The following is a 24,275-nucleotide window of genomic DNA, read 5'->3' on the forward strand; positions in this document are numbered from 1 at the left end:
TTTATTGGTCGATGACGACCCGCAGCGTGGCTGTGGGTTGGGGCTTGCTGCGCACCGCGTTCAGGCGCCCGTCGGCCAGCTGCGACAGGTCGGCTTGCCAGCCGGCTATGGGGGTATTGTCGCCACGCAGCCAGTCGAACAGCGCCGCGACGGGCAGCGGGGCGCCCGTGGCTTGCTCTACCAGGGTTGCCAACGAGTCAAACTGGCGTGTTTCGCCGCGCGCCAGCAATGTGGCGGTGCCGGGCTGCCAGGCCATGCGGGCAACGGTTCCGCCTAGCGGGTTAAACAGGTTGAGTTCGCCTGTTTGGGCTGAGCCTTTGAGTTCAAAGCCCGCCGAGAAAGACTGGGCGGCAGAACCTTCCACCTGCAATGCTAGGCGGCCACTCCAGAATGGGGTGCCTTCGGTGCGCTGTGTGGTGGTGCCGAGATGGGCGCAGCCGCTGAGCAGCGCCATGCACAGCAACAGACCCCGGCGGCGAGTGAGTTGCTTCAAAGTTTTACGTGCAGGCGCTTGAGGGTTTCCTGCAGTGTTTCATTGTCGGCATTGAGTTGCAGCCCTTCTTTCCAGATGCTGGTAGCTCGTTCGCGTTGGCCCATGGCCCACAGGACTTCACCCAGGTGGGCTGCAATTTCGGCGTCGGGCTTGGCTTTGTAGGCAGAGTCCAGCACGCGCAAAGCTTCGGTCTGGTTGCCCATACGGAATTCCACCCAGCCCATGCTGTCGGAAATATAGGGATCGTTGGGCACGAACTCCAGGGCCTTGCGTATCAAGTCCCGGGCTTCCGGTAGCCGGATGTTGCGGTCCGCCAGGGAATAGCCCAGTGCGTTATAGGCATGGTGGTAAGTCGGCTTGAGTTGAATCAACTGGCGCAGCAGGCGCTCCATCTCATCCAGCTTGTTGAGTCTTTCGGCCAGCATGGCCTGGTCGTAGAGAAGGTCGGTGTCGTCGGGCGATTGTTTGATGGCGGCGGCCATCAGCTCGTAGGCCGCTTTGTATTGCTTGTTGTCGCGCAGCAGCTGTACCTCGGCCACCAGCTTCTGCCGTGCGTCCGTGGGGCCTTGTTCCGGCAGTGCTTGCAGCAATGCGCGGGCTTGCGCCAGCTTGCCCTGCTTGGCCAGCAGGCTTGCCCGGCGGCCCTGCACTGCGATACGGTCTTGACCGTCGTCGATTTTCTGCAGCCAGGCGTCTGCCCCGGCGTAGTCCTTACGGCTTTCGGCGATCTGGGCCAGGGACAAATAGGCCTGTGCCAAGCCACGGGTGCGAGCTTCTCCTGCGGGCAAGGGTTGGGCCAGTGCCACGAATTGCTTGAAAGATGTTTCGGCTGCTGCAAGCTGCTTGTCTTGTAGCTGCAGACTACCTTGCAGCAGCCAGCCGTCGGCAAAGTCAGGGTTTTGCTCGGTCAGTAGCTTGGCTTGTGCACTTGCATCGTCGAAGCGTTGTCCGTCGATCAACACCCGTGCATAGCTCATGCGCAGCTCTGGCGCCGGTTGGCCGGCCATATAGTGCTGCACGATGGGTTCGGCCAAAGGCGTTTGGGGCCCCATCATTTCAAGAGCCAGCATGGCGGGGCCTGGGGCGTTGCGGTCTATCTCCTGGGCGCGGCGTGCGGCATCCAGGGCGCCTGTGCTGTCGCCTGCAGCCAGGCGCATGCGGCCCACTGTGGTCCAGGCATTTGCGCCTACGCTGGGGCTGGCGAGGTAGTCTGCCAACGCCGTTTCCACCACGCTGGCAGCCTGTTTCTTGTCAGAGCTTTGTGCGTAGCTCGGAGGTACGGCGTTGATGGCCGCGGCCCGCTCCATGGCCGGGGCCATGGCCAGTTCGTTTTTCAGTGGTTCGGCGGTGTCAGCGACACGGTTCAGCGCCAACAGTATTTGCAATACGTACCGGTTGGCTTCGCGGGAATAGGGCTGGGCCTTGTTCCATGCGCGTGCGGCTTGCAGCGCAGCATCGCCCGAGCGGGACTGCAGCGCAATTTCGATGGCCCGTTGGTACAGGCTGGCGTCATCGGCTTTGCGTGCGCCTTCCAGATATAGCTGGTAGGCGTAGCCGGGCTCGCCACCTGCCGCATTCAGTTCACCCAGCAGCAGAATGTAGAACAGCTCGCCATTCAATGCAGACTGTGCCGGCTCCGTAGAGGGAGTGTCAGGTGTTTGCGCCTGTGCGGGCAAACTACCTGTGATCAGGGCCAGTGTGGCAAGACTGGTGGTGGCTAAACGTTGGAATCGCTTCATCGGCTCATAATAATCCAAGCCTGCGAACTTACTGCTTATAGGGGGCTTGCCACCCTTGCCCTTGAAAATACTTTACCTGAATCCCTGCACGCCATGCCCGAATTACCTGAGGTGGAAGTCACCCGACTGAGTTTTGCCGATCGCATCCAGGGCGCACGCATACAGCAGCTGCGTATGGGCAAGCCGCTGCGCTGGCCCTTGGGCTGCGACACCTCTTTGCTGCAGGGGCGCACGGTGCTGCAGGTGCGTCGGCGCGGCAAATACCTGCTGCTGGACCTGGACCGTGGCCTGCTCCTGTTGCATCTGGGCATGTCTGGCAGCCTGCATTTCGCATCTGAGTTGCCGCCTGCCGGGGTGCATGACCACTGCGACCTGTTCACCAGCCGGGGCACGCTGCGTTTGCACGACCCGCGCCGGTTCGGCGCCGTGGTGTATGCCGACAGCCAGGATGCACCGGTTGCGACCAAGTTGTTGGGGCACCTGGGTATGGAGCCGCTGGGCGACGATTTCCCCCTGGCTGCGTTTTACGCGGGCCTGCACGCGCGCAAGACGGCCATCAAGCAGGTACTGCTGGCGGGTGAGGTGGTGGTGGGGGTCGGCAATATCTATGCCTCCGAGGCGCTGTTCTTGGCCGGTATCCGCCCTACGGCCAAAGCGTCCAGCATAGGCCGTGCGCGGGTGGCCAGGCTGCACGAGGCGGTGCGCACAGTGCTGGCGCGCGCCGTGCTGAAAGGCGGCAGCACCTTGCGCGACTTCTCCAATGCCCACGGTGAAAGCGGGTATTTCCAGCTGGAGGCGATGGTCTATGACCGCCAGGGCCTGCCATGCCGGGCTTGTGGCAGCACAATACAGCTCCTGCGGCAAGGCCAGCGGTCTACCTATTTCTGTCCGCAATGCCAAAAGCGCTAGTGCCCGCAAATTACGGTGCCAGGCGGTGCTATATTGATTTTTTAACGCCCTATGTAAAGCACAGCCCACCGTGGTGACCTCCATCAATCAACAATTAGGCGAATACGCGGCCTGGCGACGCGAATTCGTGCTGCGCTTGAAGCTGCTTTCAGCCTGGATGAAAGAGCACGCCTTGATGGACGCCGGGGTTGAGGCCCGCCTGCAGCGTCTGGAAGAGCAGATGCGCAGCGACAAGGTCACGGTGGCCTTTGTGGCCGAGTTTTCACGCGGCAAGTCGGAGTTGATCAACGCTCTGTTTTTTGCTGGCTACGGGCGGCGCATCATGCCCGCCAGCGCCGGCCGCACCACTATGTGCCCGACCGAGCTGCGTTTCGATGTCGGCACGCCGCCCAGCTTGCGCCTGCTGCCCATCGAATCCCGCTTGCTGCCCCAGTCCTTGGCCGAATGGCGCCAGTCGCCTGATAAGTGGACCCAGTTCGAGCTGGACGTGGACAACGCCGAGCATCTGGCCCACGCTTTGGAAAAGGTCACCGAAGTCCGCCGGGTAAGCCAGTCCGAGGCCCGTGCCCTGGGCTTCTGGCATGACGAAGTGCCCGAGGACAACCCCGTGCTCGACGCCGAAGGCAAGGTGGAAGTGCCGCGCTGGCGGCATGCCGTGGTGAATGTTGAGCACCCGCTGCTGGCCCAAGGCCTGGTGATTCTGGATACACCTGGGCTAAATGCGATTGGCGCCGAACCCGAGCTGACCGTCAACCTGATCCCCCAGGCCAATGCCGTGGTCTTCATGCTGGCGGCCGACACCGGCGTGACCAAGTCCGACCTGGCGGTATGGCGCGAGCACCTGGGCCTGGATGGCGAAAACAGCCATGCGCGCCTGGTCGTGCTGAACAAGGTTGACACCTTATGGGATACGCTGAGCTCAGCTGAACAGCTACAGACACAGATCGACCGCCAGCGTGCCGAGTCGGCCGCGCTGCTGGGCGTGGCGGTGGAGCGCGTATTGGCCGTGTCGGCCCAGAAGGGCCTGGTGGCCAAGATCGGCGCCAACGCGGCCCTGCTGGAGGCCAGCGGCCTGCCCCTGCTGGAGACAGCGCTGAGTGAAGGCATTCTGGGGCAGCGCCATGCCATCTTGCGCGACGAGTTATCGCGCGGCATTTCTGATTTACGCAAGGAAACAGGTCGTGTGCTGCACATCCGCCGCCGCGACCTGGCCGAGCAAAAGCAGGAGTTGCAGGGTCTGGGCGGCAAGAACACGGTGGTGGTGAAAAACATGCGCTCCCGCATCGAGCAGGAAAAGCGCGCTTTCGAGATGGGCAGCACCAAGATACAGGCCGTGCGCTCCGTGCAGCACCGCCTGCTGAGTGAAGTGTTTGCGTTGCTGGGCAGCCGCGCGGTGAAGGCCGAAATGGCATTGCTGGCCCAGGCCCTGCGCCAGCCCGGCCTGAAGCTGGGCGCCAAGGGCGTGTACACCGCCACCTTTACCCGGCTGCGTGACAACCTGGCCCGCGCCCAGGCCTTGACGCAGGAGATGCAGCAGATGCTGGAAGGCACCTTCCGCCAGCTGAATGCCGAATACAGCTTCTCCTTGCAGCTGTATGGCATGCCCGATGTGCCGCACTACCAGGGCGAGCTGGACCAGATCGAGAACAGTCATATTCAGTACCTGGGCCTGCGCAATGTGATGAAGCTGGCCCAGCCCGAGTTTGTCGAGAGGCTGGTGCGGGCATTGACCGCGCGCCTGCGCTTGGTTTTCGAGTCGGCGTTTGGCGATGTGGAGCTGTGGAGCAAATCTGCCGCCGCCCAGCTGGACGACCAGCTCAAAGAACGGCAAAAAAGCTTTGTGCGGCGCATAGAAGCCATAGACCGCATCCAGGAAGCCGCCGGCGGCCTGGATGAGCGGGTTGCCGAAATCGAGGCGCAGGAAGCGGTGCTGGGCCAGTTCGACACCCGCCTGCAGCTGTTGACCTCGTACTTTATTTCCACCGCCAGTGCGCATTTGCCGCCCCGGCCCGAGGCTGCATGATGGCGGCCTTGGCCGCACGCGAGGCCGCTCCCCCGTTTGCGTCGCACCAGGCGGTGGCGACCGCGTTTGCTTCGCAGGTGATCCACTGGCAGCAAAGCCATGGCCGCAACAGCCTGCCCTGGCAAAACACGCAGGACCCTTACCGTGTCTGGCTGTCTGAAATCATGCTGCAGCAGACCCAGGTAAGCTCGGTATTGGAGTATTTCCCGCGCTTTCTGCTCCGCTTCCCGGATGTGCAGAGCCTGGCCGCTGCTGGCCTGGACGATGTGCTGGCTTTGTGGAGCGGCCTGGGCTACTACAGCCGCGCCCGCAATTTGCACCGCTGCGCCCAGCAGGTCATGGAAGTGCACGGCGGCCGTTTTCCGCCGACGGCGGAGCTGCTGCAAACCCTTCCCGGCATAGGCCGTTCGACGGCGGCCGCGATTGCCTCTTTCTGCTATGGCGAGCGCGCCGCCATCCTGGATGCGAATGTGAAGCGGGTGCTGACCAGGGTGCTGGGTTTCGATGCCGACCTGGCCGTGGCCGCTAATGAGCGTGCGCTGTGGGACCGGGCCACCGCCTTGCTGCCCGCCCAGGCCGGTTTGCACACCATGCCGCGCTATACCCAGGGCTTGATGGACCTGGGCGCCACAGTTTGCATGCCGCGCCAGCCCACCTGCCTGCTGTGTCCGGTGCAGCCGGTGTGCACCGCCCAGCGCGAGGGGGCGCCGGAGAAATATCCGGTCAAAACCCGCAAGCTCAAGCGCAGCACCGAATCCTGGTGGCTGCTGTGGGCGCAGGACGCGGCTGGCCGCGTGTGGCTGCAGCGCCGGCCGGATGCCGGTGTGTGGGCCGGCCTGTACTGCCTGCCGGTGTTCGACAGCCGCGAGGCGCTGGCCGACATGACCGGGGCGGCGCAGCTGGATGATCTGCCGGTATTTCTGCACGTGCTGACGCATAAAGACCTGTACCTGCACCCGGTGCAGCTGCAGCTGCCGCCGGGCACGCGTCCAGGCCTGGACGGCGACTGGGTAGAGGCTGCGCGTTGGCCCGAGGTCGGCTTGCCTGCACCCATACGCAAGCTGCTGTCTGCAGCTTGATGTAAATCAGTTTGCTATTGATTGTGTAGCTGTTAGCGCAGGTATCTTCTGCGCTAGAGGCACTTTTTATTTAAAAAATAGTGGCGCCTGCCGTAGGTTCGCTGGACGGCCCCCGGGCGCTGGCCCGCGCGTCCAGTTCGCGGTGTCGCTTCAGGGTGACCCAGCGGGTGTTGAACGCCGCGGCCAATTGCTCCACCAAATAGACCGAGCGGTGCTGCCCGCCGGTGCAGCCCACCGCCACCGTGACGTAGCTGCGGTGGTCGCGCGCCAGCCGCTCCAGCCAGTGCGAAAGGAATTGCTCGATGTGGGTGAACATTTGCGCCACGTCGCGGCTTTTGTGCAGAAACTCGGCCACCGGCGCGTCGCGCCCGGTCAGCGGGCGCAGTTCGGCCTCGTAGTGCGGGTTGGGTAGCATGCGCACGTCGAACACATAGTCCGCGTCCACAGGAATGCCGCGCTTGAAGGCGAAGGACTCGAACACCAGCGTCAGCTGTGCATCGGGCGCGGCCACCAGGGACTTGATGTAGCTCTGCAGCTGCGAGGGGCGGATGATGCTGGAGTCGATCACATGGGCCAGGTCGCGCAGGTCGGACAGCAGCTCGCGCTCCAGCTCGATGGCCTCCACCAGTGCGTGCTGCTGGTCTACCTGGTCTGAGCGCGATAGCGGGTGCTTACGCCGGGTTTCGGAGTAGCGCTGCACCAGGGTGTCGGTGGTGGCGTCCAGAAACAATGATTTGACCGTGACGCCGCTTTTGCGTAGCGTGGACAGGTACTGCGGCACCAGGGGCAGCGAGGTGGCGCTGCGCACGTCCATGGCAATTGCCACCTTCTGTGCGCCCTGGGTCTGCTCCAGCTTGGCAAAGCTCAGCAGCAGCTCGGGTGGCAGATTGTCCACACAGTAGTAGCCCGCGTCTTCCAGCGCATGCAGGGCGACCGACTTGCCCGAGCCGGACATGCCGGTGATGAGGATGATTTCAAGTTTCATGGCGCTTAGGAGTAGGTGGGGCCCAGCATTTCCTTGGCGTGTGCCAAGGTGGTGCCGGATAGTTTTTCACCGCCCAGCATGCGCGCAACCTCGGCCACGCGCTGCTCGCCCTGCACCAAGGCCACGCTGCTGACCGTGCTTTTGCCGTCGTGCTGCTTGGCCACCACCAGGTGGTGGTCGGCACAGGCCGCTACCTGGGGCAGGTGGGTGACGGCCAGCACCTGGCGGTCGCGGCCCAGCTGCTTCATCAGCCGGCCCACGGTCTCGGCCACGGCGCCGCCCACGCCGGAATCCACCTCGTCAAAAATCAATGTTTGCGCCGTGCCTAGCTCGCTGGTGGTGACGGCAATGGCCAGCGCGATGCGCGACAGCTCGCCGCCAGAGGCCACCTTACCCACCGCGCGCGGCGTGCTGCCGGCGTGGCCGGCCACCAGGAACTGCACCTCTTCCATGCCGCTGGCGCTGGGCTCGGTTTTTTGCAGTGCCACCTGGAACTGGCCGCCTTGCATGCCCAGGCCCTGCATGGCCAGGGTGATGGCCTTGGCCAGCTTCGGGGCAGCGAGGGCGCGGGCCTTGGTCAGTGTTTGGGCTTCGGCCAGATAGGTCTTGTGCGCCTGGCGCTCGGCGGCTTCCAGCTTGCCGGTGTCGGCGGCGGCATCGAGCCGGGCCAGCTCGGTTTTCCAGCTGTCCAGCAGGGCGGGCAGCTCAGGGGGTGTGCGTTTGTAGCGCCGCGCCAGCGATACCCATTGCGCCATGCGTTCGTCCAGCTCGGACAGGCGGTCCGGGTCCAGCTCGGTCTTGCGCAGTGTGGCGTGCAGCGAATGCGCGGCATCTTCGGCCTGCGCCAGGCTGGAGGCCAAAACCTCTGCTAGCGCAGCATATTCGGGCGCAATGTGCTCCTGATTATGTAGCGCTGTGTAGGCGCGCGACAGGCCGGTCAGTGCACCGGAGTCCTCACCTTCGAGGGCATCGATGGCGGCCTGCACCGCGTCCAGCAGGGCCTGGGCGTGCGAAAGCCGGGTGTGCTCGGCGTTCAGTCCGTCCCATTCGTCTGCGCCGGGCGCCAGCTTGCCGACCTCCCCAATTTGCCAGGCCAGACGCTCCTGCTCCTGTTGCAGCGAATCGCGGGCGGCATGGGCGTCGGTCAGCGCTTTTTGGGCGCTGCGCCACTGGGTCCAGCAGCTTTGCAAGGCGCTGGTATTGCAGCCCGCGTAGGCATCCAGCAGGCCGCGCACGGTGTCGGGCCGGGTCAGGCTTTGCCAGGCGTGTTGGCCGTGGATGTCCAGCAGCAGGTCGCCGATTTCACGCAGCTGCGTGGCAGTGGCCGGGCTGCCGTTGATCCAGGAACGGCTCTTGCCCTGCGTGTCCACGGTACGGCGCAGCAGCAGGCTGTCGCCCAGGTCAAAGCCGGCGTCTTCCAGCCAGGCGGTGGTGGCGGGGGCGGTGTCGAATTCGGCACTGATGTCGGCCCGGGTCGCGCCCTCGCGCACGGTGCCTGCGTCGGCCCGGCTGCCCAGGGCCAGTTGTAGGGCGTCTATCAATATGGATTTGCCCGCACCGGTTTCGCCTGTGAGCACGCTGAAGCCGGTGTGCAGGTCCAGTTCTAGCTCGCGCACGATCACGAAGTCGCGCAGGGTGATGCGTTTCAATGCCATGGCTCAGGCGCCCTCGTTCCAGTGGAGTTTTTTACGCAGGGTGTCGAAGTAGCTCCAGCCCTGGGGGTGCAGAAAGCGCACGCGGTGCTCGGAGCGGCGCACGACGATGCGGTCACCGTGTTGCAGGGTGGCCAGCGACTGCATGTCGAAGTTCGCGCTGGCATCTCGGCCTGCTATGAGTTCTATAGCTACCTCCGCAGCATCTGCAAGCACGATGGGCCTGTTTGTCAATGTGTGGGGGGCAATGGGCACCATCAGCCAGCCGGGGATGGATGGGTGCATCAGCGGCCCGCCGGCCGACAGCGCATAGGCGGTGGAGCCGGTGGGCGTGGCGATGATCAGGCCGTCGGCCCGCTGGTTGGACACCAGGTGGCCGTCCACCTCTACCCGTAGCTCGACCATGCCGGAGGTGGCCCCACGGTTCACCACCACGTCGTTCATGGCCAGTGCGCTGAATACGCATTCACCCGCTCGCATGACCCGGGCGTGCATCAGGCTGCGGTGGTCTTCCTCGAAAGCGCCCAGCAGCATCGGCGTCAGCGTGGCCTGGTAATTGTTGAGCGGGATGTCGGTAATAAAGCCCAGGCGCCCCTGGTTGATACCGATCAACGGCACGCCGTACTGGGCCATCTGCCGGCCTATGCCGAGCATGGTGCCGTCGCCGCCGACCACCAGGCCCAGGTCGCATTGCTTGCCAATCGCGTCTACATCCAGTGCCGGATAGCCCTGCAGGCCGGTGTTGGCCACCGTGTCCAGGTCCACCACCACGGAGCATCCCTGGTTGCTTAAAAAAAGTGCAATGTCCTCCAGCACCTTGCATGATGAGGCGTTGGCGACATGGGTGCCCGGTGCAGCATATTTCCCAAATAGCGCCACGTGGCGGAATTGTGATTTCATCTACAAATTACATCATTAAAATGGTGACATGCTCGATGACCGTGCCAAGTTGTTAATGAAAGCGCTGGTCGAGCGCTATATCGCCGATGGCCAGCCGATTGGCTCGCGCACGCTGTCCAAAGCCTCGGGCCTGGACCTGTCGCCTGCCACCATCCGCAATGTGATGTCCGACCTGGAAGAGCTGGGTCTGATCGTCAGCCCGCACACCTCGGCCGGCCGCATCCCCACCGCGCGTGGCTACCGCCTGTTTGTGGACACCATGCTCACCGCCCAGCCCGGCCCGCTGGCACCGCCCAAGCTGGTGGCCGAGCAGCCGCAAAAAGTCATCGTCAACGCCGCCAACCTGCTGTCCAACCTGTCGCAGTTTGTTGGCGTGGTGATGGCACCGCGGCGTACCTCGGTGTTTCGCCATATCGAATTTTTGCGCCTGTCCGAGCGGCGCTTTCTGGTCATCATCGTTTCGCCCGAGGGCGATGTGCAGAACCGCGTGATCTTCACCGAGGTCGATTACTCGTCCTCGCAACTGGTCGAGGCGGCCAATTACCTGAACGGCAATTACGCCGGCTTGTCCATCGAGCAGGTGCGCGAACGCTTGAAGAATGAGGTTGAATCTTTGCGCGGCGAAATCGCCAGCCTGATGCAGGCGGCGGTGAATGCCGGCTCCGAAGCTCTGGCGCGCGAGCAAGACGAGGTCGTCATTTCCGGAGAGCGCAACCTGCTGTCCGTCAGCGACTTTTCCAGCGACATGGGCCATCTGCGCCGGGCGTTTGATCTGTTCGAGCAAAAGACCCAGCTGATGCGCCTGTTGGATGTCTCCAGCCGGGCGGAGGGCGTTCGTATTTATATCGGTGGTGAAAGCCAGGTCGTGCCCTTCGAAGAGCTGTCCATCGTCAGTGCACCCTATGAGGTCGATGGCCAGATCGTGGGCACCTTGGGCGTCATCGGTCCCACCCGCATGGCCTATGACCGCATGATCCAAATTGTGGACATTACGTCCAAGCTGGTCAGCAACGCCCTCAGCCACCAAAAATAGGCCCCGGCGCCAGTTAGAATGCTGGGTTGTGTGGGGCGTTAGCTCAGTTGGTTAGAGCAGAGGACTCATAATCCTTTGGTCGAGTGTTCAAGTCACTCACGCCCTACCATTTCATCTTTTGCATGAAAAGGTTCCCATGATTCTCGTGACGGGTGGCGCTGGTTATATCGGAACGCATACCTGCGTTGAACTGCTGAATGCAGGGCAAGACGTCACGGTATTCGACAACTTCTGCAACAGCCAGCCCGAGTCCCTGGCGCGCGTGGAGCGCATCACCGGTAAGAAGCCTCACGTGATTGAGGGCGATATCCGGGACCGTGCGGCACTGCTTGCTGCATTGCGCAGCAGTGGCGCCACTGCTGTCATCCATTGTGCGGGTTTGAAGGCCGTGGGCGAATCGGTGCAGCAGCCCTTGCGTTATTACGACAACAATGTGGTGGGTACTTTGCGCCTGCTGGAGGCCATGGGCGAGTGCGGCGTGAAGACGCTGGTGTTCAGCTCTTCAGCCACGGTATATGGCGATCCGCAGCGTCTGCCGCTGACCGAGGACCACCCTCTTTCCGCGACCAACCCTTACGGTCGCAGCAAGCTGATGGTGGAAGATCTGCTGCGCGACTTGCACCGCAGCGACACGTCTTGGCGCATTGGCATCTTGCGTTACTTCAACCCGGTGGGGGCGCATATCAGCGGTCTGATTGGTGAAGATCCTCGCGGCATTCCCAACAACCTGATGCCGTTCGTGGCCCAGGTGGCTGTGGGGCAGCGTGAGTTTTTGAACGTCTGGGGCAACGATTACGACACACCCGATGGCACCGGTGTACGTGACTACATCCACGTGGTGGATCTGGCCGTGGGTCATCTGAAGGCGCTGGAGCGTTTGCAGTCTGTGCCTGATTTCCTCACGGTGAATCTGGGCACCGGCATCGGCTATAGCGTGCTGGACATGGTGAAAGCCTTTGAGCGCGCTAGCGGCAAGCCTGTGCCTTATCAAGTGGCGGCTCGTCGCCCGGGCGATGTGGCGGCTTGCTATGCCGAACCGCATGCTGCCGCGGAGCTGTTGGGCTGGCGCGCCGAGCGTGGACTGGATGCCATGTGCGCCGATGCCTGGCGTTGGCAAAGTGCCAACCCGCGTGGGTTTGCGGCCTAAAGCTGCTTTTTCACGTCAGGCCGCGCGGCCGATTTCCGGCCAGCGCCGGTGTAGCCACACCCAGGCAACCAGGCCAATGCTCATCATTGTCAGCGATGCCAATGCCAGGGCTTGCGCAGAGTGCATGACCAGCGGCGCGAGTATGCCTGCCACCAGGCCGTTGGCAATGGAGCCCAGGCAGGCCTGCAGGGACGATGCCATGCCGCGCCGGGCGGGGTAAAGGTCCAGCACCAGCAGGGTGACGGCTGGCACCATCATGGCCCAGCCCAGGGCGAAGATCGCCACCGGAATCAGGGCCCAAGCCACATGGGCCTTGAACAGCCAGTTGGCGACCACGTTGGCTACAGACACCAGCACCATGATGGCAAAGCCATGGCGGATTTGTGTCTTGGGTGCCACCTTGCCCGCCATGCGTCCGCTGATCCAGGCGCCCGTCATGATGCCGCTGATGGTCAGCACAAAAAACCAGAAGAACTCTGTGGGCTGTAGCGCCAGGATTTGCCCCAGGAAGGCCGGCGCGGACAGCACGTACAAAAACATGCCGTTGAACGGAATGCCGCTGGCCAGCGCCAGCAACAGAAAACGCGGGTTGGAGCACAGCTCGCCGTAGCCTTGCAGTAGGTGCCGCGCATTGAAGGGTTGGCGCTGGGCAGGGTCCAGCGTTTCCGGTAGATAGCGGAAGTTGGAGATCCACAGCAGCAAGCCAATGCCCGCCAGAAACCAGAAGATGCTGTGCCAACCCAGGTGCACAAATAGCCACCCCCCGATGATGGGCGCGATGGCGGGCGCCACGCCAAAGTAGATGGTGACCTGGCTCATGACCTTTTGTGCCTGTGCCGGTGGAAACATATCGCGCACCACGGCTCGGGACACCACGATGCCAGCACCGGTGGACAGGCCTTGCAGGGCGCGGAAGAACACCAGTTGCCCAATGCTTTGCGACAGCGCACAGCCCATGCTGGCTACGGTAAAGACGGCAAGCCCGGTCAGTACGACTGGACGCCGGCCAAAGCTATCGGACAGCGCTCCGTGGAACAGATTCATGAAGGCAAAGCCGAACAGATAGGCCGACAGCGTTTGCTGCATCTGTGCCGGCGTGGCCCCCAATGAGCTGGCTATGCCGTCGAATGCGGGAATGAATGTGTCAATGGAAAACGGCCCCAGCATGCCCAGCACCGCCAGCAAGATGGCCAGGGCCCAACGGGGCGCGACCCACAGTTGGGCGGCGTTAGGGTTCATGGTGCGATGGGATGGTGCTGCCCGCGTAGCCTGAGGTGTCGCTGGCAATATCGTTGAGTTGGGTTTTGCTCAGCAGGCAGGTGGGTGGAATGGCCTGCAGCTGGATGCTGTCACCCGATGTCGCTGGCAGCGCTGATGCAATCAGCGCTGGCGACAGGTCGTGCATGCAGGCGCAGGACGGGGCGTCGCAGCGGCGGCGTCCGGGGCAACTGCGGTGGGCTTGCACACCTACGGCCTGGGCACCCAGAGGTGCCCAACGGTCCAGCATCAGGCCCTTGCGCGGGACGAACAAACCCAAGGTCGGCGTGCCCAATGCTGCTGCGACGTGGAGCGGGCCGGTGCTGGCGGCCACGACGGCGTCGGCACGTTGCAGCAAATGGCTGAGCTGCTGCAAGTCCAGACGACCAAATGCATCGAACACCCCGGCTGGACGGCTGATGGCTGGCCACTGTTGTGCCAGGCGTTGGCTTTCGGCTGGTGATCCCGTCAGCACCACGGAGCGGCCTTGGTGGGCCAGCCGCGTCGCAAGTTCAACCCAGTGCGCGATGGGCCATTCGCGCGCCGAACCGGCGGAGAAGGGGTGCAGCACGACATAGCTGTCCTGCGGCAGATCGACTGGCATGCGTACTGCGGGTGCCCGCAGGTTCATCCACTTTTCTACGGCTGGCAGCGTGTCGTTGGCGGTGATGCCAAACGGGATGAGCATGCGCAGATTGCGCTGCGCCTCGTGGCGAGGCCAGCCGTAGCGTTTGGTGAACACAATGTGGTTGCACCAATGGGGCAATTCGGCGCCACTGGCCGAACCTATGCGGACCGGGATGGTAGCCAGGTCCAAACGCCCCGGGGCCTTGGCTGGATGGATATCGTTGTATGCAAGCAGTGCGTCAAAACCGGCCAGGGTCTGGTCTGCATCCAATGGGATGAAATCGCTGACGCCCATCATGGCCGCCAGAGGCTGGTGGGCGCGGTTGCCCATCCAGCTGATGTCTACCTTGACGTTGCGTTGCAGCAGACGCAGCGTGGGCAGGACGGCAATCACATCACCCAGGCCTTGCGGGCCCAGGATCAGCAATTTGCGCGGCAGGGGCAGGGGTTGCCGCAAGGCATCCCATGGACCCAGCGCGCCCCAGCGGCGTGCTGCTGTGCTTGCCACAGAGGTCTTTACAGGCCTGCCGCCGCCCGCAGTGCTGCTGCTTTGTCGGTGCGTTCCCAGGTGAACTCGGGTTCTTCGCGGCCGAAGTGGCCGTAGGCGGCGGTCTTTTCGTAGATCGGGCGTAGCAGGTCCAGCATCTGGATGATGCCCTTGGGGCGCAGGTCGAAGTGTTCGGCGACCAGGGCTGACAGCTTGTCGTCGGAGATCACGCCCGTGCCTTCGGTGTAGACCGTGATGTTCATGGGCTTGGCCACGCCGATGGCGTAGGCTACCTGGATCTGGCACTGGCGCGCGAGGCCGGCGGCCACGATGTTCTTCGCCACATAGCGTGCGGCGTAGGCGGCCGAGCGGTCGACCTTGCTCGGGTCCTTGCCCGAGAACGCGCCGCCACCGTGCGGGCAGGCGCCGCCGTAGGTGTCGACGATGATCTTGCGGCCGGTCAGGCCGCAGTCGCCTTGCGGGCCGCCGATGACGAAACGGCCGGTCGGGTTGATCAGGTAGCGCGTGTTCTGCAGCCATTCCTTGGGCAACACCGGCTTGATGATCTCCTCGATGATGGCTTCGGTGAAAGATGCCTTCATCTTGGTCGAGGTTTCACTTTGGTCCGGGCTGTGCTGGGTGGACAGTACCACGGTGTCGATCGAATGCGGCTTGCCGTCCACATAGCGCATCGTCACCTGGCTCTTGGCGTCGGGGCGCAGGAAAGGCAGGCGGCCGTCCTTGCGCAGCTGGGCCTGGCGCTCGACCAGGCGGTGGGCGTAGTAGATGGGCGCGGGCATTAACTCTGGAGTTTCATCGCAGGCGTAGCCAAACATCAGGCCCTGGTCGCCGGCGCCGGTATTCAGGTGGTCGTCACTCGCGTGGTCCACGCCCTGGGCGATGTCGTTGCTCTGCTTGTCATAGGCGACGAGCACGGCGCAGCCTTTGTAGTCGATGCCGTATTCGGTGTTGTCGTAGCCGATGCGCTTGATGGTGTCACGCGCCACCTGGATGTAGTCCACATGTGCGTTGGTGGTGATCTCGCCGGCCAGCACGACCAGGCCGGTGTTGGTCAGTGTTTCTGCGGCTACACGGCTCAGCGGGTCTTGTTTGAAGATAGCGTCCAGAATCGCGTCGGAGATTTGGTCGGCGACCTTGTCGGGGTGGCCTTCAGAGACCGATTCGGAGGTAAAGAGGAAGTCGTTCGCCATTTTGATTAAGCTCCTTCGTTTTGAAGACAATACACGGGATGCGTTGCTTCTAGCTTTGGGCCTCGGCGAACGCTTTAGCAGATGTGTTTTAAGTCGCCCTGCAAGTAGTTCAATTAACTCAGCGACAGCTTTTATTTTACCGCCTAGTTTTATGTCCCTGATATTCCGATGGTCTGCCTATCTGCCTCTGGCGGTGTTGCACATGGTAGGCGCACTGCTGGGCTGGGTGGCGTACCTGGCGTCACCCACCTACCGCAGGCGCTTTCGCGAGAACGTGGCCCAGGCCGGTATTGCCCCGCGCCAGGCACGCCGGGCGATTGCCGAAGCTGGTAAGTTGGTGACCGAGTTGCCCTGGTTGTGGCTGCGTCCGCGGGCGCAAAAGCTATCCACGATCACCTGGCAGGGCGTGGAATTGCTGGAGGCCGCACTGGCCCAGGGCAAAGGTCTGGTCTTCATGACGCCGCATGTGGGCAGCTTCGAAGTCGTACCGCAGGCGCATGCTGCGCGCTTTTCCGCGCAGTACGGCGACATGACGATCTTGTACAAGCCGTCCAAATTTGCATGGCTTGACGGCCTGCTGAAAGAGGCGCGTTCGGCGCCGGGTCTGGAAGCTGCACCCACCACCACTGCTGGCGTGCGCATGATTCTCAAGTCGCTGAAGCAGGGCCGCGTGGTCGGTATGCTGCCCGACCAGGTGCCGGGTGAGGGCCAGGGCGTGTGGGCTCCGTTCTTTGGCCGTCCGGCCTACACCATGACCCTGGCTTTACGTTTGGCACGCCAAACCGGGGCACCAATCCTGGTAGCCTTGGGCGACCGTTTGCCCTGGGGGCGTGGCTATGTCATCCATGTGCATTCCCTGCAACTGCCGTTGGACCAGGGTGACGAAGTGGCTGCCACCGCGCTGAACCAGGCGATGGAAGCGCTGATTCGCCAACGTCCCGGCATGTACCTCTGGAGTTACGCGCGCTACAAACAGCCGCGCAAAGAAACCCCGCCCTCGGCTTGATTCTGGAGCGTTGATGTTGTCCCATGCTGTGATTGTTGTGATGCGCCTGCTGGCGCGCCTGCCCTTGTCCTGGCTGCGCGCCACAGGTTGGGCTTTGGGCATGCTTTTGTACGGGCTGCTGGCCGGCCGGCGCGCAGTGGCGATGACTAATTTGGCGCTATGCTTTCCAGAGCGCTCTGTGCAGGAACGGCGTGCGCTGGTGCGCAAAATATTCGTGCACTTTACCCAGGCGTGGCTGGACCGTGGTTGGCTATGGAGTGGCCCGCCCGCACGGACCTTGCAGCGCTTGAAGTTGACCGGTGATGTGGCCCAACTGCAGGGCGATGCGCCCACGGTTTTGTTCGTGCCGCATTTCGTGGGGCTGGACGCGGGCGCTACTGCGTTGTCGCAGCAGGTGCCACGCCAATTCAGTACCTTGTTTGCGCCGCAGTCGAATGTGGTGATGGACGCATGGATCGCCGAGGGCCGTCAGCGCTTCGGCAATGCGGAGCTATTCGACCGGGGCGGGCCCATGAAGCCGATTGTGGCCCTGGTAAAGGCCGGCAATCCTTTGTACCTGCTGCCGGACATGGACTTTGGTGCCAAGGATGCGTTCTTCGTCCCCTTCTTTGGCGTGCCGGCCGCCACCGTGCCCTCGCTGCCGCGCTTTGCACGCTTGGGCCGGGCCAAGGTGGTGCCGGTGTTGACGCGCATGACGCCGCAGGGCTACGAGGTGCAGATACTGCCCGCCTGGACGGACTACCCCACGAACGATGTGGAGGCCGATACGGCACTGATGAACCAGCGCCTGCAGGACTACATCCTCCGCATGCCCGAGCAGTACTTCTGGGTGCACAAACGCTTCAAGACCCGGCCGGAAGGTCAGGCCGAGGTGTATTGAGGTTTGCTCTGTTTTTAGGAGCTGCTGGCGCAGGTACTGCCTGCGCCAGGGGCCTAAAAGACTATTCTTCGTTGGCCGACTCTTGCGGCAGCGTGGATGCCTGCGGTGTGGCTGGGTGGGCCCAGTCCCAGAGCAGTTGGCTGGCTTCGTCTATGCCGCGTTTCTTCAGCGCCGAGAACAGCTTCACCTCGCCGCCACCGGCCTGCAGGCGCGCGATGGACAGGGCCTTGGTGGACTCTTCGCGGTTCAGCTTGTCGGCCTTGGTCAGCAGGATCAGGAACTTCAAACCCTCCACCACGCGCGGGCGCACGATGTCCAGCAGGATTTCGTCCAGCTCGGTCAGGCCGTGGCGCGGGTCGCACATCATCACGATACCCACCAGGTTTTCGCGGGTGACCAGGTAGTTGGCCATCACTTGTTGCCAACGGATCTTGTCGGCCTTGGGCACGGCGGCGTAGCCATAGCCGGGGAGGTCGGCCAGCACGGCATCCATCACGCCTTGTTTGCCCAGGCTGAATAGATTGATGTGCTGGGTGCGGCCGGGTTTTTTGGAGGCGTAGGCCAGCTGTTTTTGCTGTGTCAGTGTGTTGATGCAGGTGGACTTGCCCGCATTGGAGCGGCCCACGAAAGCGATCTCGGGCACGGTCAGCGGCGGTAGGTGGTGCAGCTGTGGTGCGGTGGTCAGGAACTTGGCCGTGTGCATCCAGCCCGAGGCGATGACGGCCTGGCTTTTGGTGGGGGTTGCAGGTGCAGCAGGGCTGCGGGGTGCGCCGGACGGGCTCGCCGCGGAGCCGTCGGAGGGCGGTGTAGAGGTAGGAATCATGCGATCTTCAAGAGGTTCTCATGGAGAGAACCGGACCCGCATTGTAGAATCATCGGGTTGTATGCACACGAACAGACATTAATAAGAACCACGATATGAAGCTTCTTGTCTCCTTGCTTACCGCCGTCGCTCTGGCCGCACCCATGTTCTCAGCTACGGCTGCCGAAGAGGCCGCTCCTGCATCGGCGGCAGCGAAGCCGGATTTGGTTAAAGGCGAGGCGAGTTTCACAGCAGTGTGCGCAGCCTGCCATGGCGCCGACGGCAATTCAGGCGTTCCGGCCAACCCCAAGCTGGCCCAGCAACATCCCCAATACCTGGTGAAGCAGCTGCAGGAATTCAAATCCGGCAAACGCAACAACGCCATCATGAAGGGCTTTGCCAGCACGCTCAGCGACGAGGACATGCGCAATATTGCCTACTGGGTTACCTCCAAGAAGGCGAAGCCTGGATTCGCCAAGGACAAGGAGCTGGTTGCTTTGGGTGAGCGTATTTACCGCGGCGGCATTGCCGATCGCCAGATCGCCGCCTGCGCCGGATGCCACAGCCCGAACGGTGCCGGCATTCCAGCCCAGTATCCGCGCCTGGGTGGCCAGCATGCCGACTATGTGGCTGCGCAACTGATCACTTTCCGTGATGGCTCGCGCAAGAATAGTCCGCAAATGACGCAAGTGGCCGCCAAACTGAATGACCGCGAAATCAAGGCTGTATCCGACTACGTGGCCGGCCTGCATTGAGGGGGCCAGGGTGCGGGTTCTGTGATGGAACCAAGCGCCATATTCACACACTAAAGGGCGGTCCATTCTTGATGGCCCGCCCTTTTTGATTCTTGCTATTGCAGATCTTTTTCCTTCCATGACCGTTACCACCCACGGCGTTCGCGTCAAAACTGGCTCCCAGGCCCTGCGCTCCGCGGTGGAGTTGCTGTCGTCGATGCGTTTCTCGATCTCGCTGCTGACGGTGATTTGCATTGCCTCCATCATCGGCACGGTGCTCAAGCAGCAGGAGCCGCTGGTGAACTACGTGAACCAGTTTGGCCCGTTTTGGGCGCAGGTATTTGCGGCGGCCAGCCTGACCACTATTTACAGTGCCTGGTGGTTCATGTTGATCCTGGCGTTTTTGGTGCTCAGTACCTCGCTGTGCATTGCGCGTAGCACGCCCAAGATCCTGGCCGAGCTGCGCGTCTACAAGGAAAACATCCGCGAGCAGAGCCTGAAGGCATTTGCCCACCGCGCCGAGGCGGCATTGGACGAGGCACCCGAAGTTGCTGCCCGTCGCATTGGGCAAACTCTGGTCAGCGGCGGCTGGAAGGTCAAGCTGCAGCAACGTGACAACGGTTGGATGGTTGCCGCCAAAGCCGGTGCGGCCAACAAGCTGGGCTATATCGCCGCGCACAGTGCCATCGTGCTGATCTGCCTGGGGGGCTTGTCTGACGGCGACCTGGTGGTGAAGGCGCAGATGTTGCTCAACGGCAAGTCGGTCTACAAGGGCGGCGGACTGATTGCCGATGTACCGCAAGACTACCGCCTGGGCCCGAACAACCCTACCTTCCGTGGCAACCTGCTGGTGGCCGAGGGCTCGCAGGCCAGCGTGGCCATCTTGAACCAGTCGGATGGTGTGGTGCTGCAAGACCTGCCGTTTGCCATCGAGCTGAAGAAGTTCATCGTCGAGTACTACTCCACCGGCATGCCCAAGCTGTTTGCCAGCGACATTGTGATCCACGACAAGGAAAGCGGCGCGGCGATCCCGGCGCGGGTCGAGGTGAACCACCCGGCCAGCTACAAGGGCGTGGAGATTTACCAGTCCAGCTTTGACGATGGTGGTTCCTCGGTCAAGCTGCGGGCTCTGCCCATGGTGGCCGGGGCCAAGCCCTTTGAGATCGACGGTGTGATTGGTGGCAGTGCGCCGATCTCCATGGGGGCGGGCAATGACAAGCTGACGCTGGAATACACCGCTCTGCGTGTCATCAATGTGGAGAATTTCGGTGACGCTGCCGCTTCTGGTGCCGATGTGCGCAAGGTGGATCTGCGCCATTCCATCGACTCGCGCCTGGGCGCGGCGAACAAGACGCAGACCCAGAAGGTGCTGCGCAATGTAGGCCCCAGCATCAGCTACAAACTGCGGGATGCGGCGGGCCAGGCCCGTGAGTTCCACAATTACATGCTGCCGGTGGATACGGGTGACGGTGTACCGGCTTTTCTGTTGGGCGTGCGCGAAAATCCGGCTGATGCCTTCCGCTACCTGCGCATTCCTGCCGACGCACAAGACAGCATGGAGGGCTTCACGCGCTTGCGTGCGGCGTTGGCCGACCCGGTGCTGCGCGAGCGGGCGGTGCAGCGCTACGCTGCCAAGGCGGTAGACCGCAGCCGGCCCGAACTGGCACAGCAGCTGATGGTTTCTGCCGGCCGAGCCATGGCCTTGTTCGCCGGTAGCCAGGCGCCGACGGCTGCGGGCACGCCGAACGGTGGCTTGCAGGCCATCTCGGACTTCATCGAAGCCAATGTGCCGCAGGACGAGCGAGCGCGGGCCGGCGAGGTGCTGGTGCGCATTCTGAACGGCGTGCTGTTCGAGCTGGCACAGATCAGCCAGGAAAAGGCCGGTCTGTCGCCCCTGGAGCCCGATGCCAAAAACCAGGGTTTCATGACGCAGGCGGTGCTGGCTTTGAGCGATGTGCAGCTCTACCCCGTGCCCATGGTGTTTGAATTGCTTGACTTTCATCAAGTACAGGCCAGTGTCTTCCAGGTAGCCCGCGCGCCCGGTAAAAAAGTCGTGTATCTTGGCTGCGCCTTCCTGATACTGGGCGTGTTCGCCATGCTGTACGTGCGTGAACGCCGCGTATGGGTCTGGCTCGGCAGCCGCGATGGCCAGACGCAAGCTTCCATGGCGTTGTCCACCAACCGCAAGACGATGGACGGTGACCGCGAATTTGACCACCTCAAGAGCAAGTTGCTTGGGGCCAAGGAATCGATATGAATACAGCAACCGCACCCTCCACCATCCAGTTGAACGAGGGATATTTCTCGCGCCGTAACCCTGTGGACTGGATTTTTGCCGCCCTGGTGCTGGCAGGTGGTCTGTTTGCGTTCAGCCGCTATATGGGCTTTATGGATGTCTATGAAAAAGGTATCTTGCTGGCAGCCATGCCTGCCGCCATCTGGGTGGGCTGGTTTTGGCGCCCCTTGCGGGTGTTGATGCTGGCCGTGGCCGCCTTGTCCCTGCTGGCGATTTGGTCCTACCAGGTGGACGGGCAGGGCAGTTTGCCGCGCTCGGAGTCGGTGTTCTGGTTGAAGTATTTCTTGTCCAGCCAGTCGGCCATTCTGTGGATGAGCGTGCTGGTTTTCATGTCCACCATTTTTTATTGGCTGGGCGTGGTGGCTTCGGGTAGCAATAGCGCCAGCATGGAGTTCATAGGCTCGCGTATCGCCTGGGCCGCCGTGACCATGGCCCTGGTGGGCACCATGGTGCGCTGGTATGAAAGTTACCTGATCGGTGCCGACGTGGGCCACATCCCGGTCAGTAATTTGTACGAGGTGTTCGTGTTGTTCTGCTGGCTCACGACCACCTTCTACCTGTACTTTGAGGCCCAGTACCAGACCCGCGCGCTGGGGGCGATGGTGATGCTGGTGGTCAGCGCGGCGGTGGGCTTTCTGCTCTGGTACACCGTGGTGCGTGAAGCGCATGAAATCCAGCCCCTGGTGCCCGCCCTGAAAAGCTGGTGGATGAAGCTGCATGTGCCGGCCAATTTCATCGGTTACGGCACGTTCTCGTTGGCGGCCATGGTGGCGTTTGCCTATCTGGTTAAACAGCAGGCGCTGGAAACCCGTTGGCACAAGCTCACGCCGCTGTGGCTGTTGGGCATCGTGCTGTGCTTCATGCCGCTGGTGTTCCGCAAGACCACGGCGGAGGCTGGCGGCAGCTACTGGGCTGTGTATTTCGCGATTTCGGCGGCCATCATGGGCGGCATCCTGGCTGGCCGCAAGCGCATCGCTTCGCGCTTGCCCGCTTTGGAAATTCTGGACGACGTGATGTACAAGTCCATCGCTGTCGGTTTTGCCTTCTTCACCATTGCCACCGTGCTGGGGGCTTTGTGGGCGGCCGAGGCCTGGGGCGGCTACTGGAGCTGGGACCCGAAGGAAACCTGGGCCTTGATCGTCTGGCTCAACTACGCCGCCTGGCTGCATATGCGGCTGATGAAGGGCCTGCGCGGCACGGTCGCTGCCTGGTGGGCGCTGGCCGGTCTGGGCGTGACCAGTTTTGCTTTTTTGGGCGTGAATATGTTCCTGAGTGGATTGCACAGCTACGGAACCTTGTAAGGTTTTTTCATCTCGGACGACTGATACTCACGTATCCAAGGAGTCCCCATGCTGATCAAGTCCCGCGCTAACGGTTTCATCCATTCCACCCCCAGCGACATCACGCCGCAGCGCATTTACGAGGGCCGGCGTGACATGGTCAAGCTGATGGCATCTGGCGTCGCCGGTGCCGCTTTGGCCGGTTGGGCCGGGCGTGAGGCGATGGCCCAGGGGGCTGGACAAGGTGGGGGCAAGCTGCCGCCGCTGGTGGGCGCCAAGTCGTCCGTGGCGGGCGCGGTGGTGATGGAGAAGGTCACCGACTACAAAGACGCCAGCAGTTACAACAACTTCTACGAGTTCGGCACCGATAAGGCCGACCCGGCCAAGAACGCCGGCACGCTGCAAACCAAGCCCTGGACGGTCGAGATCGAGGGCATGGTCAAAAAGCCGGCCAAGTACACCCTGGAAGACCTGCTCAAACTCAGCCCCATGGAAGAGCGTATCTACCGTTTGCGCTGTGTGGAGGGGTGGTCCATGGTGATTCCCTGGGTAGGCTATTCGCTCAGCGCGCTGATCAAGGCGGTAGAGCCCTTGGGCAGTGCCAAGTATGTGGAATTCGTCACCCTGGCTGACCCCAAGACCATGCCTTTCGTGGGTTCACGCGTGTTGTCGTGGCCCTACGTAGAAGGCTTGCGCCTGGACGAGGCCATGCATCCGTTGGCCTTGCTGACGTTTGGCATGTACGGCGAGGTGCTGCCCAATCAAAGCGGCGCACCAGTGCGCATGGTCGTGCCATGGAAATACGGCTTCAAGAGCGGCAAGAGCATCGTCAAGATCCGCTTCACCGACAAACAGCCGGCAACCGCCTGGAACAAGGCCGCTTCCAACGAATACGGCTTCTATTCCAACGTGAATCCCGATGTGGACCACCCGCGCTGGAGCCAGGCGACCGAGCGGCGCATTGGTGAAGACGGCCTGTTTGCCAAGAAGCGCAAAACGCTGATGTTCAACGGCTACGAGGCCCAGGTCGGCCAGCTGTACGCCGGCATGGACCTGAAGAAGTTTTACTGAGCGCTCAGCGGAAAGTTCTGCCATGAAAAAGTTGCTGTTGCATCCGGCGGCCAAGCCGTTGGTGTTCGTTCTGTGTTTGCTACCGTTTGCCTGGCTGCTCTACGGCGCTTTCACCAACGGCCTGGGTGCGAATCCGGCCGAGTACCTGATCCGCTCCACCGGTGACTGGACGCTGCGTTTCATCTGCATCGTGCTGGCAGTAACTCCCTTGCGCACCATGGCCAATTGGCCCGCTTTAGCCAGGTTTCGGCGCATGCTGGGGCTGTTTGCCTATTTCTACGTCGTGCTCCACCTGCTGAGCTACAGCGGCTTTGATATGGGTTTTGACGTGGGCGACATCGCGCATGACATCGCCAAGCGGCCTTTCATCCTGGTGGGTTTCTTGGCCTTCGTGTTGCTGACGCCGCTGGCTGCCACATCCTTCAACCGCGCCATCAAGGCCATGGGCGCCAAGCGCTGGCAGTTGCTGCACAAGCTGGTCTATCTGATTGCCGGCCTGGGGCTGCTGCACTTTTTCTGGATGCGAGCCGGCAAGCACAACTTTGCCGAAGTGGCGGTCTATGCCGCCATCATCGGGGTATTGCTGGGTTGGCGGGTGCAGCAGTTTATAAAGAAGATCGGGCTGCGCCGCACATCCACCCAGCGGGCGTAGCTATTAAATATG

General features: G+C 62.4%; 21 protein-coding genes and 1 tRNA gene. 13 read left to right on the forward strand and 9 right to left on the reverse strand.

Translation table 11 applies throughout. The features are described from left to right. Position 1: 1 nt before the first annotated feature. Together AC07O2_RS07615 and AC07O2_RS07620 are read right to left on the reverse strand one after the other, a co-directional pair. Complete coding sequence (locus AC07O2_RS07615; protein WP_495075136.1) at positions 2–493, reverse strand: lipoprotein insertase outer membrane protein LolB; 492 nt, start codon at positions 491–493, stop codon at positions 2–4. Beyond that, a complete protein-coding gene (locus AC07O2_RS07620) occupies positions 490–2,232 on the reverse strand; it encodes a tetratricopeptide repeat protein (protein ID WP_495075137.1) in 1,743 nt (580 codons plus the stop codon). The genes AC07O2_RS07615 and AC07O2_RS07620 overlap by 4 nt, the downstream gene beginning before the upstream one ends. Before the next feature lie 93 nt (positions 2,233–2,325). Here AC07O2_RS07620 and mutM point away from each other — a divergent pair, with 93 nt between their 5' ends. The 3 genes from mutM to mutY all read left to right on the forward strand — a co-directional run bounded on the left by mutM (position 2,326) and on the right by mutY (position 6,243). Then, entirely contained in the window at positions 2,326–3,141 is an 816-nt protein-coding gene (gene mutM, locus AC07O2_RS07625; RefSeq protein ID WP_495075138.1) for a bifunctional DNA-formamidopyrimidine glycosylase/DNA-(apurinic or apyrimidinic site) lyase, read from the forward strand. 70 nt (positions 3,142–3,211) lie between these two features. After that, the gene (locus AC07O2_RS07630) at positions 3,212–5,164 is read left to right on the forward strand and encodes a dynamin family protein (protein WP_495075139.1); all 1,953 of its coding nucleotides are present in this window, start codon (positions 3,212–3,214) and stop codon (positions 5,162–5,164) included. Beyond that, positions 5,164–6,243, forward strand: a complete 1,080-nt coding sequence (mutY, locus tag AC07O2_RS07635) for an A/G-specific adenine glycosylase (protein ID WP_495075140.1) — start codon at positions 5,164–5,166, stop codon at positions 6,241–6,243. The genes AC07O2_RS07630 and mutY overlap by 1 nt, the downstream gene beginning before the upstream one ends. Positions 6,244–6,313: 70 nt before the next feature. Here mutY and rapZ read toward each other — a convergent pair whose 3' ends face one another. The 3 genes from rapZ to AC07O2_RS07650 are packed head-to-tail and all read right to left on the reverse strand — an operon-like array spanning position 6,314 to position 9,780. Continuing rightward, positions 6,314–7,228, reverse strand: a complete 915-nt coding sequence (gene rapZ, locus AC07O2_RS07640; protein WP_495075141.1) for an RNase adapter RapZ — start codon at positions 7,226–7,228, stop codon at positions 6,314–6,316. 5 nt (positions 7,229–7,233) lie between these two features. Further along, entirely contained in the window at positions 7,234–8,883 is a 1,650-nt protein-coding gene (gene recN / locus AC07O2_RS07645) for a DNA repair protein RecN (RefSeq protein WP_495075142.1), read from the reverse strand. 3 nt (positions 8,884–8,886) lie between these two features. Continuing rightward, the gene (locus AC07O2_RS07650) at positions 8,887–9,780 is read right to left on the reverse strand and encodes an NAD kinase (protein ID WP_495075143.1); all 894 of its coding nucleotides are present in this window, start codon (positions 9,778–9,780) and stop codon (positions 8,887–8,889) included. 28 nt (positions 9,781–9,808) lie between these two features. Here AC07O2_RS07650 and hrcA point away from each other — a divergent pair, with 28 nt between their 5' ends. The 3 genes from hrcA to galE all read left to right on the forward strand — a co-directional run bounded on the left by hrcA (position 9,809) and on the right by galE (position 11,960). After that, the gene (hrcA, locus tag AC07O2_RS07655) at positions 9,809–10,813 is read left to right on the forward strand and encodes a heat-inducible transcriptional repressor HrcA (protein ID WP_495075144.1); all 1,005 of its coding nucleotides are present in this window, start codon (positions 9,809–9,811) and stop codon (positions 10,811–10,813) included. A 32-nt stretch (positions 10,814–10,845) separates the two neighbouring features. Beyond that, positions 10,846–10,922 (forward strand) — tRNA-Ile (locus AC07O2_RS07660). A 27-nt stretch (positions 10,923–10,949) separates the two neighbouring features. Beyond that, positions 10,950–11,960 (forward strand): UDP-glucose 4-epimerase GalE, encoded by a 1,011-nt coding sequence (gene galE, locus AC07O2_RS07665; RefSeq protein ID WP_495075145.1) that lies wholly within the window; start codon positions 10,950–10,952, stop codon positions 11,958–11,960. 15 nt (positions 11,961–11,975) lie between these two features. Here galE and AC07O2_RS07670 read toward each other — a convergent pair whose 3' ends face one another. The 3 genes from AC07O2_RS07670 to metK are packed head-to-tail and all read right to left on the reverse strand — an operon-like array spanning position 11,976 to position 15,542. Continuing rightward, the gene (locus AC07O2_RS07670) at positions 11,976–13,199 is read right to left on the reverse strand and encodes a multidrug effflux MFS transporter (protein ID WP_495075146.1); all 1,224 of its coding nucleotides are present in this window, start codon (positions 13,197–13,199) and stop codon (positions 11,976–11,978) included. Further along, on the reverse strand, positions 13,189–14,352 hold the full coding sequence (locus tag AC07O2_RS07675; RefSeq protein ID WP_495075147.1) for a glycosyltransferase family 9 protein: 1,164 nt from the start codon (positions 14,350–14,352) through the stop codon (positions 13,189–13,191). Before AC07O2_RS07675 ends, AC07O2_RS07670 begins: the two co-directional genes overlap by 11 nt. 8 nt (positions 14,353–14,360) lie before the next feature. Next, the gene (gene metK / locus AC07O2_RS07680; protein WP_076201660.1) at positions 14,361–15,542 is read right to left on the reverse strand and encodes a methionine adenosyltransferase; all 1,182 of its coding nucleotides are present in this window, start codon (positions 15,540–15,542) and stop codon (positions 14,361–14,363) included. A gap of 151 nt (positions 15,543–15,693) precedes the next feature. Between metK and AC07O2_RS07685 the strand changes: the two genes are divergently transcribed. Next, the gene (locus AC07O2_RS07685) at positions 15,694–16,548 is read left to right on the forward strand and encodes a lysophospholipid acyltransferase family protein (RefSeq protein WP_495075148.1); all 855 of its coding nucleotides are present in this window, start codon (positions 15,694–15,696) and stop codon (positions 16,546–16,548) included. A 13-nt stretch (positions 16,549–16,561) separates the two neighbouring features. Further along, a complete protein-coding gene (locus AC07O2_RS07690; RefSeq protein ID WP_495075149.1) occupies positions 16,562–17,428 on the forward strand; it encodes a lysophospholipid acyltransferase family protein in 867 nt (288 codons plus the stop codon). A gap of 61 nt (positions 17,429–17,489) precedes the next feature. Here the strand turns inward: AC07O2_RS07690 and yihA are convergent, their stop codons facing one another. Then, positions 17,490–18,131 carry a ribosome biogenesis GTP-binding protein YihA/YsxC gene (yihA, locus tag AC07O2_RS07695; protein WP_495075480.1) on the reverse strand — a complete coding sequence of 214 codons (642 nt, stop codon included), beginning with the start codon at positions 18,129–18,131 and terminating at the stop codon, positions 17,490–17,492. Between the two features lie 215 nt (positions 18,132–18,346). Between yihA and AC07O2_RS07700 the strand changes: the two genes are divergently transcribed. From AC07O2_RS07700 to msrQ, 5 genes are all read left to right on the forward strand, one after another. Then, positions 18,347–18,985 (forward strand): c-type cytochrome, encoded by a 639-nt coding sequence (locus tag AC07O2_RS07700; protein WP_495075150.1) that lies wholly within the window; start codon positions 18,347–18,349, stop codon positions 18,983–18,985. 118 nt (positions 18,986–19,103) lie between these two features. Continuing rightward, positions 19,104–21,221, forward strand: a complete 2,118-nt coding sequence (locus AC07O2_RS07705; RefSeq protein ID WP_495075151.1) for a cytochrome c biogenesis protein ResB — start codon at positions 19,104–19,106, stop codon at positions 21,219–21,221. After that, a complete protein-coding gene (gene ccsB / locus AC07O2_RS07710) occupies positions 21,218–22,561 on the forward strand; it encodes a c-type cytochrome biogenesis protein CcsB (RefSeq protein ID WP_495075152.1) in 1,344 nt (447 codons plus the stop codon). Before AC07O2_RS07705 ends, ccsB begins: the two co-directional genes overlap by 4 nt. Before the next feature lie 48 nt (positions 22,562–22,609). Then, positions 22,610–23,611, forward strand: coding sequence for a protein-methionine-sulfoxide reductase catalytic subunit MsrP (gene msrP, locus AC07O2_RS07715; RefSeq protein ID WP_495075153.1), 1,002 nt, complete (start codon positions 22,610–22,612; stop codon positions 23,609–23,611). 22 nt (positions 23,612–23,633) lie between these two features. After that, positions 23,634–24,263: a protein-methionine-sulfoxide reductase heme-binding subunit MsrQ gene (gene msrQ, locus AC07O2_RS07720; protein ID WP_495075154.1), complete on the forward strand. Its 630-nt coding sequence runs from the start codon at positions 23,634–23,636 to the stop codon at positions 24,261–24,263. Positions 24,264–24,275 lie beyond the last annotated feature (12 nt).

It is taken from the genome of Rhodoferax sp. GW821-FHT10B06, assembly GCF_059415605.1.

Excerpts from the sequence above, each read along its gene's own strand:
- AC07O2_RS07620 (WP_495075137.1), bottom strand. The coding sequence starts at position 2,232 with ATGAAGCGATTCCAACGTTTAGCCACCACCAGTCTTGCCACACTGGCC.
- mutM (WP_495075138.1), top strand. The coding sequence starts at position 2,326 with ATGCCCGAATTACCTGAGGTGGAAGTCACCCGACTGAGTTTTGCCGAT.
- mutY (WP_495075140.1), top strand. The coding sequence starts at position 5,164 with ATGGCGGCCTTGGCCGCACGCGAGGCCGCTCCCCCGTTTGCGTCGCAC.
- rapZ (WP_495075141.1), bottom strand. The coding sequence starts at position 7,228 with ATGAAACTTGAAATCATCCTCATCACCGGCATGTCCGGCTCGGGCAAG.
- recN (WP_495075142.1), bottom strand. The coding sequence starts at position 8,883 with ATGGCATTGAAACGCATCACCCTGCGCGACTTCGTGATCGTGCGCGAG.
- AC07O2_RS07650 (WP_495075143.1), bottom strand. The coding sequence starts at position 9,780 with ATGAAATCACAATTCCGCCACGTGGCGCTATTTGGGAAATATGCTGCA.
- hrcA (WP_495075144.1), top strand. The coding sequence starts at position 9,809 with ATGCTCGATGACCGTGCCAAGTTGTTAATGAAAGCGCTGGTCGAGCGC.
- galE (WP_495075145.1), top strand. The coding sequence starts at position 10,950 with ATGATTCTCGTGACGGGTGGCGCTGGTTATATCGGAACGCATACCTGC.
- AC07O2_RS07670 (WP_495075146.1), bottom strand. The coding sequence starts at position 13,199 with ATGAACCCTAACGCCGCCCAACTGTGGGTCGCGCCCCGTTGGGCCCTG.
- metK (WP_076201660.1), bottom strand. The coding sequence starts at position 15,542 with ATGGCGAACGACTTCCTCTTTACCTCCGAATCGGTCTCTGAAGGCCAC.
- AC07O2_RS07685 (WP_495075148.1), top strand. The coding sequence starts at position 15,694 with ATGTCCCTGATATTCCGATGGTCTGCCTATCTGCCTCTGGCGGTGTTG.
- AC07O2_RS07690 (WP_495075149.1), top strand. The coding sequence starts at position 16,562 with ATGTTGTCCCATGCTGTGATTGTTGTGATGCGCCTGCTGGCGCGCCTG.
- yihA (WP_495075480.1), bottom strand. The coding sequence starts at position 18,131 with ATGCACACGGCCAAGTTCCTGACCACCGCACCACAGCTGCACCACCTA.
- AC07O2_RS07700 (WP_495075150.1), top strand. The coding sequence starts at position 18,347 with ATGAAGCTTCTTGTCTCCTTGCTTACCGCCGTCGCTCTGGCCGCACCC.
- AC07O2_RS07705 (WP_495075151.1), top strand. The coding sequence starts at position 19,104 with ATGACCGTTACCACCCACGGCGTTCGCGTCAAAACTGGCTCCCAGGCC.
- ccsB (WP_495075152.1), top strand. The coding sequence starts at position 21,218 with ATGAATACAGCAACCGCACCCTCCACCATCCAGTTGAACGAGGGATAT.
- msrP (WP_495075153.1), top strand. The coding sequence starts at position 22,610 with ATGCTGATCAAGTCCCGCGCTAACGGTTTCATCCATTCCACCCCCAGC.
- msrQ (WP_495075154.1), top strand. The coding sequence starts at position 23,634 with ATGAAAAAGTTGCTGTTGCATCCGGCGGCCAAGCCGTTGGTGTTCGTT.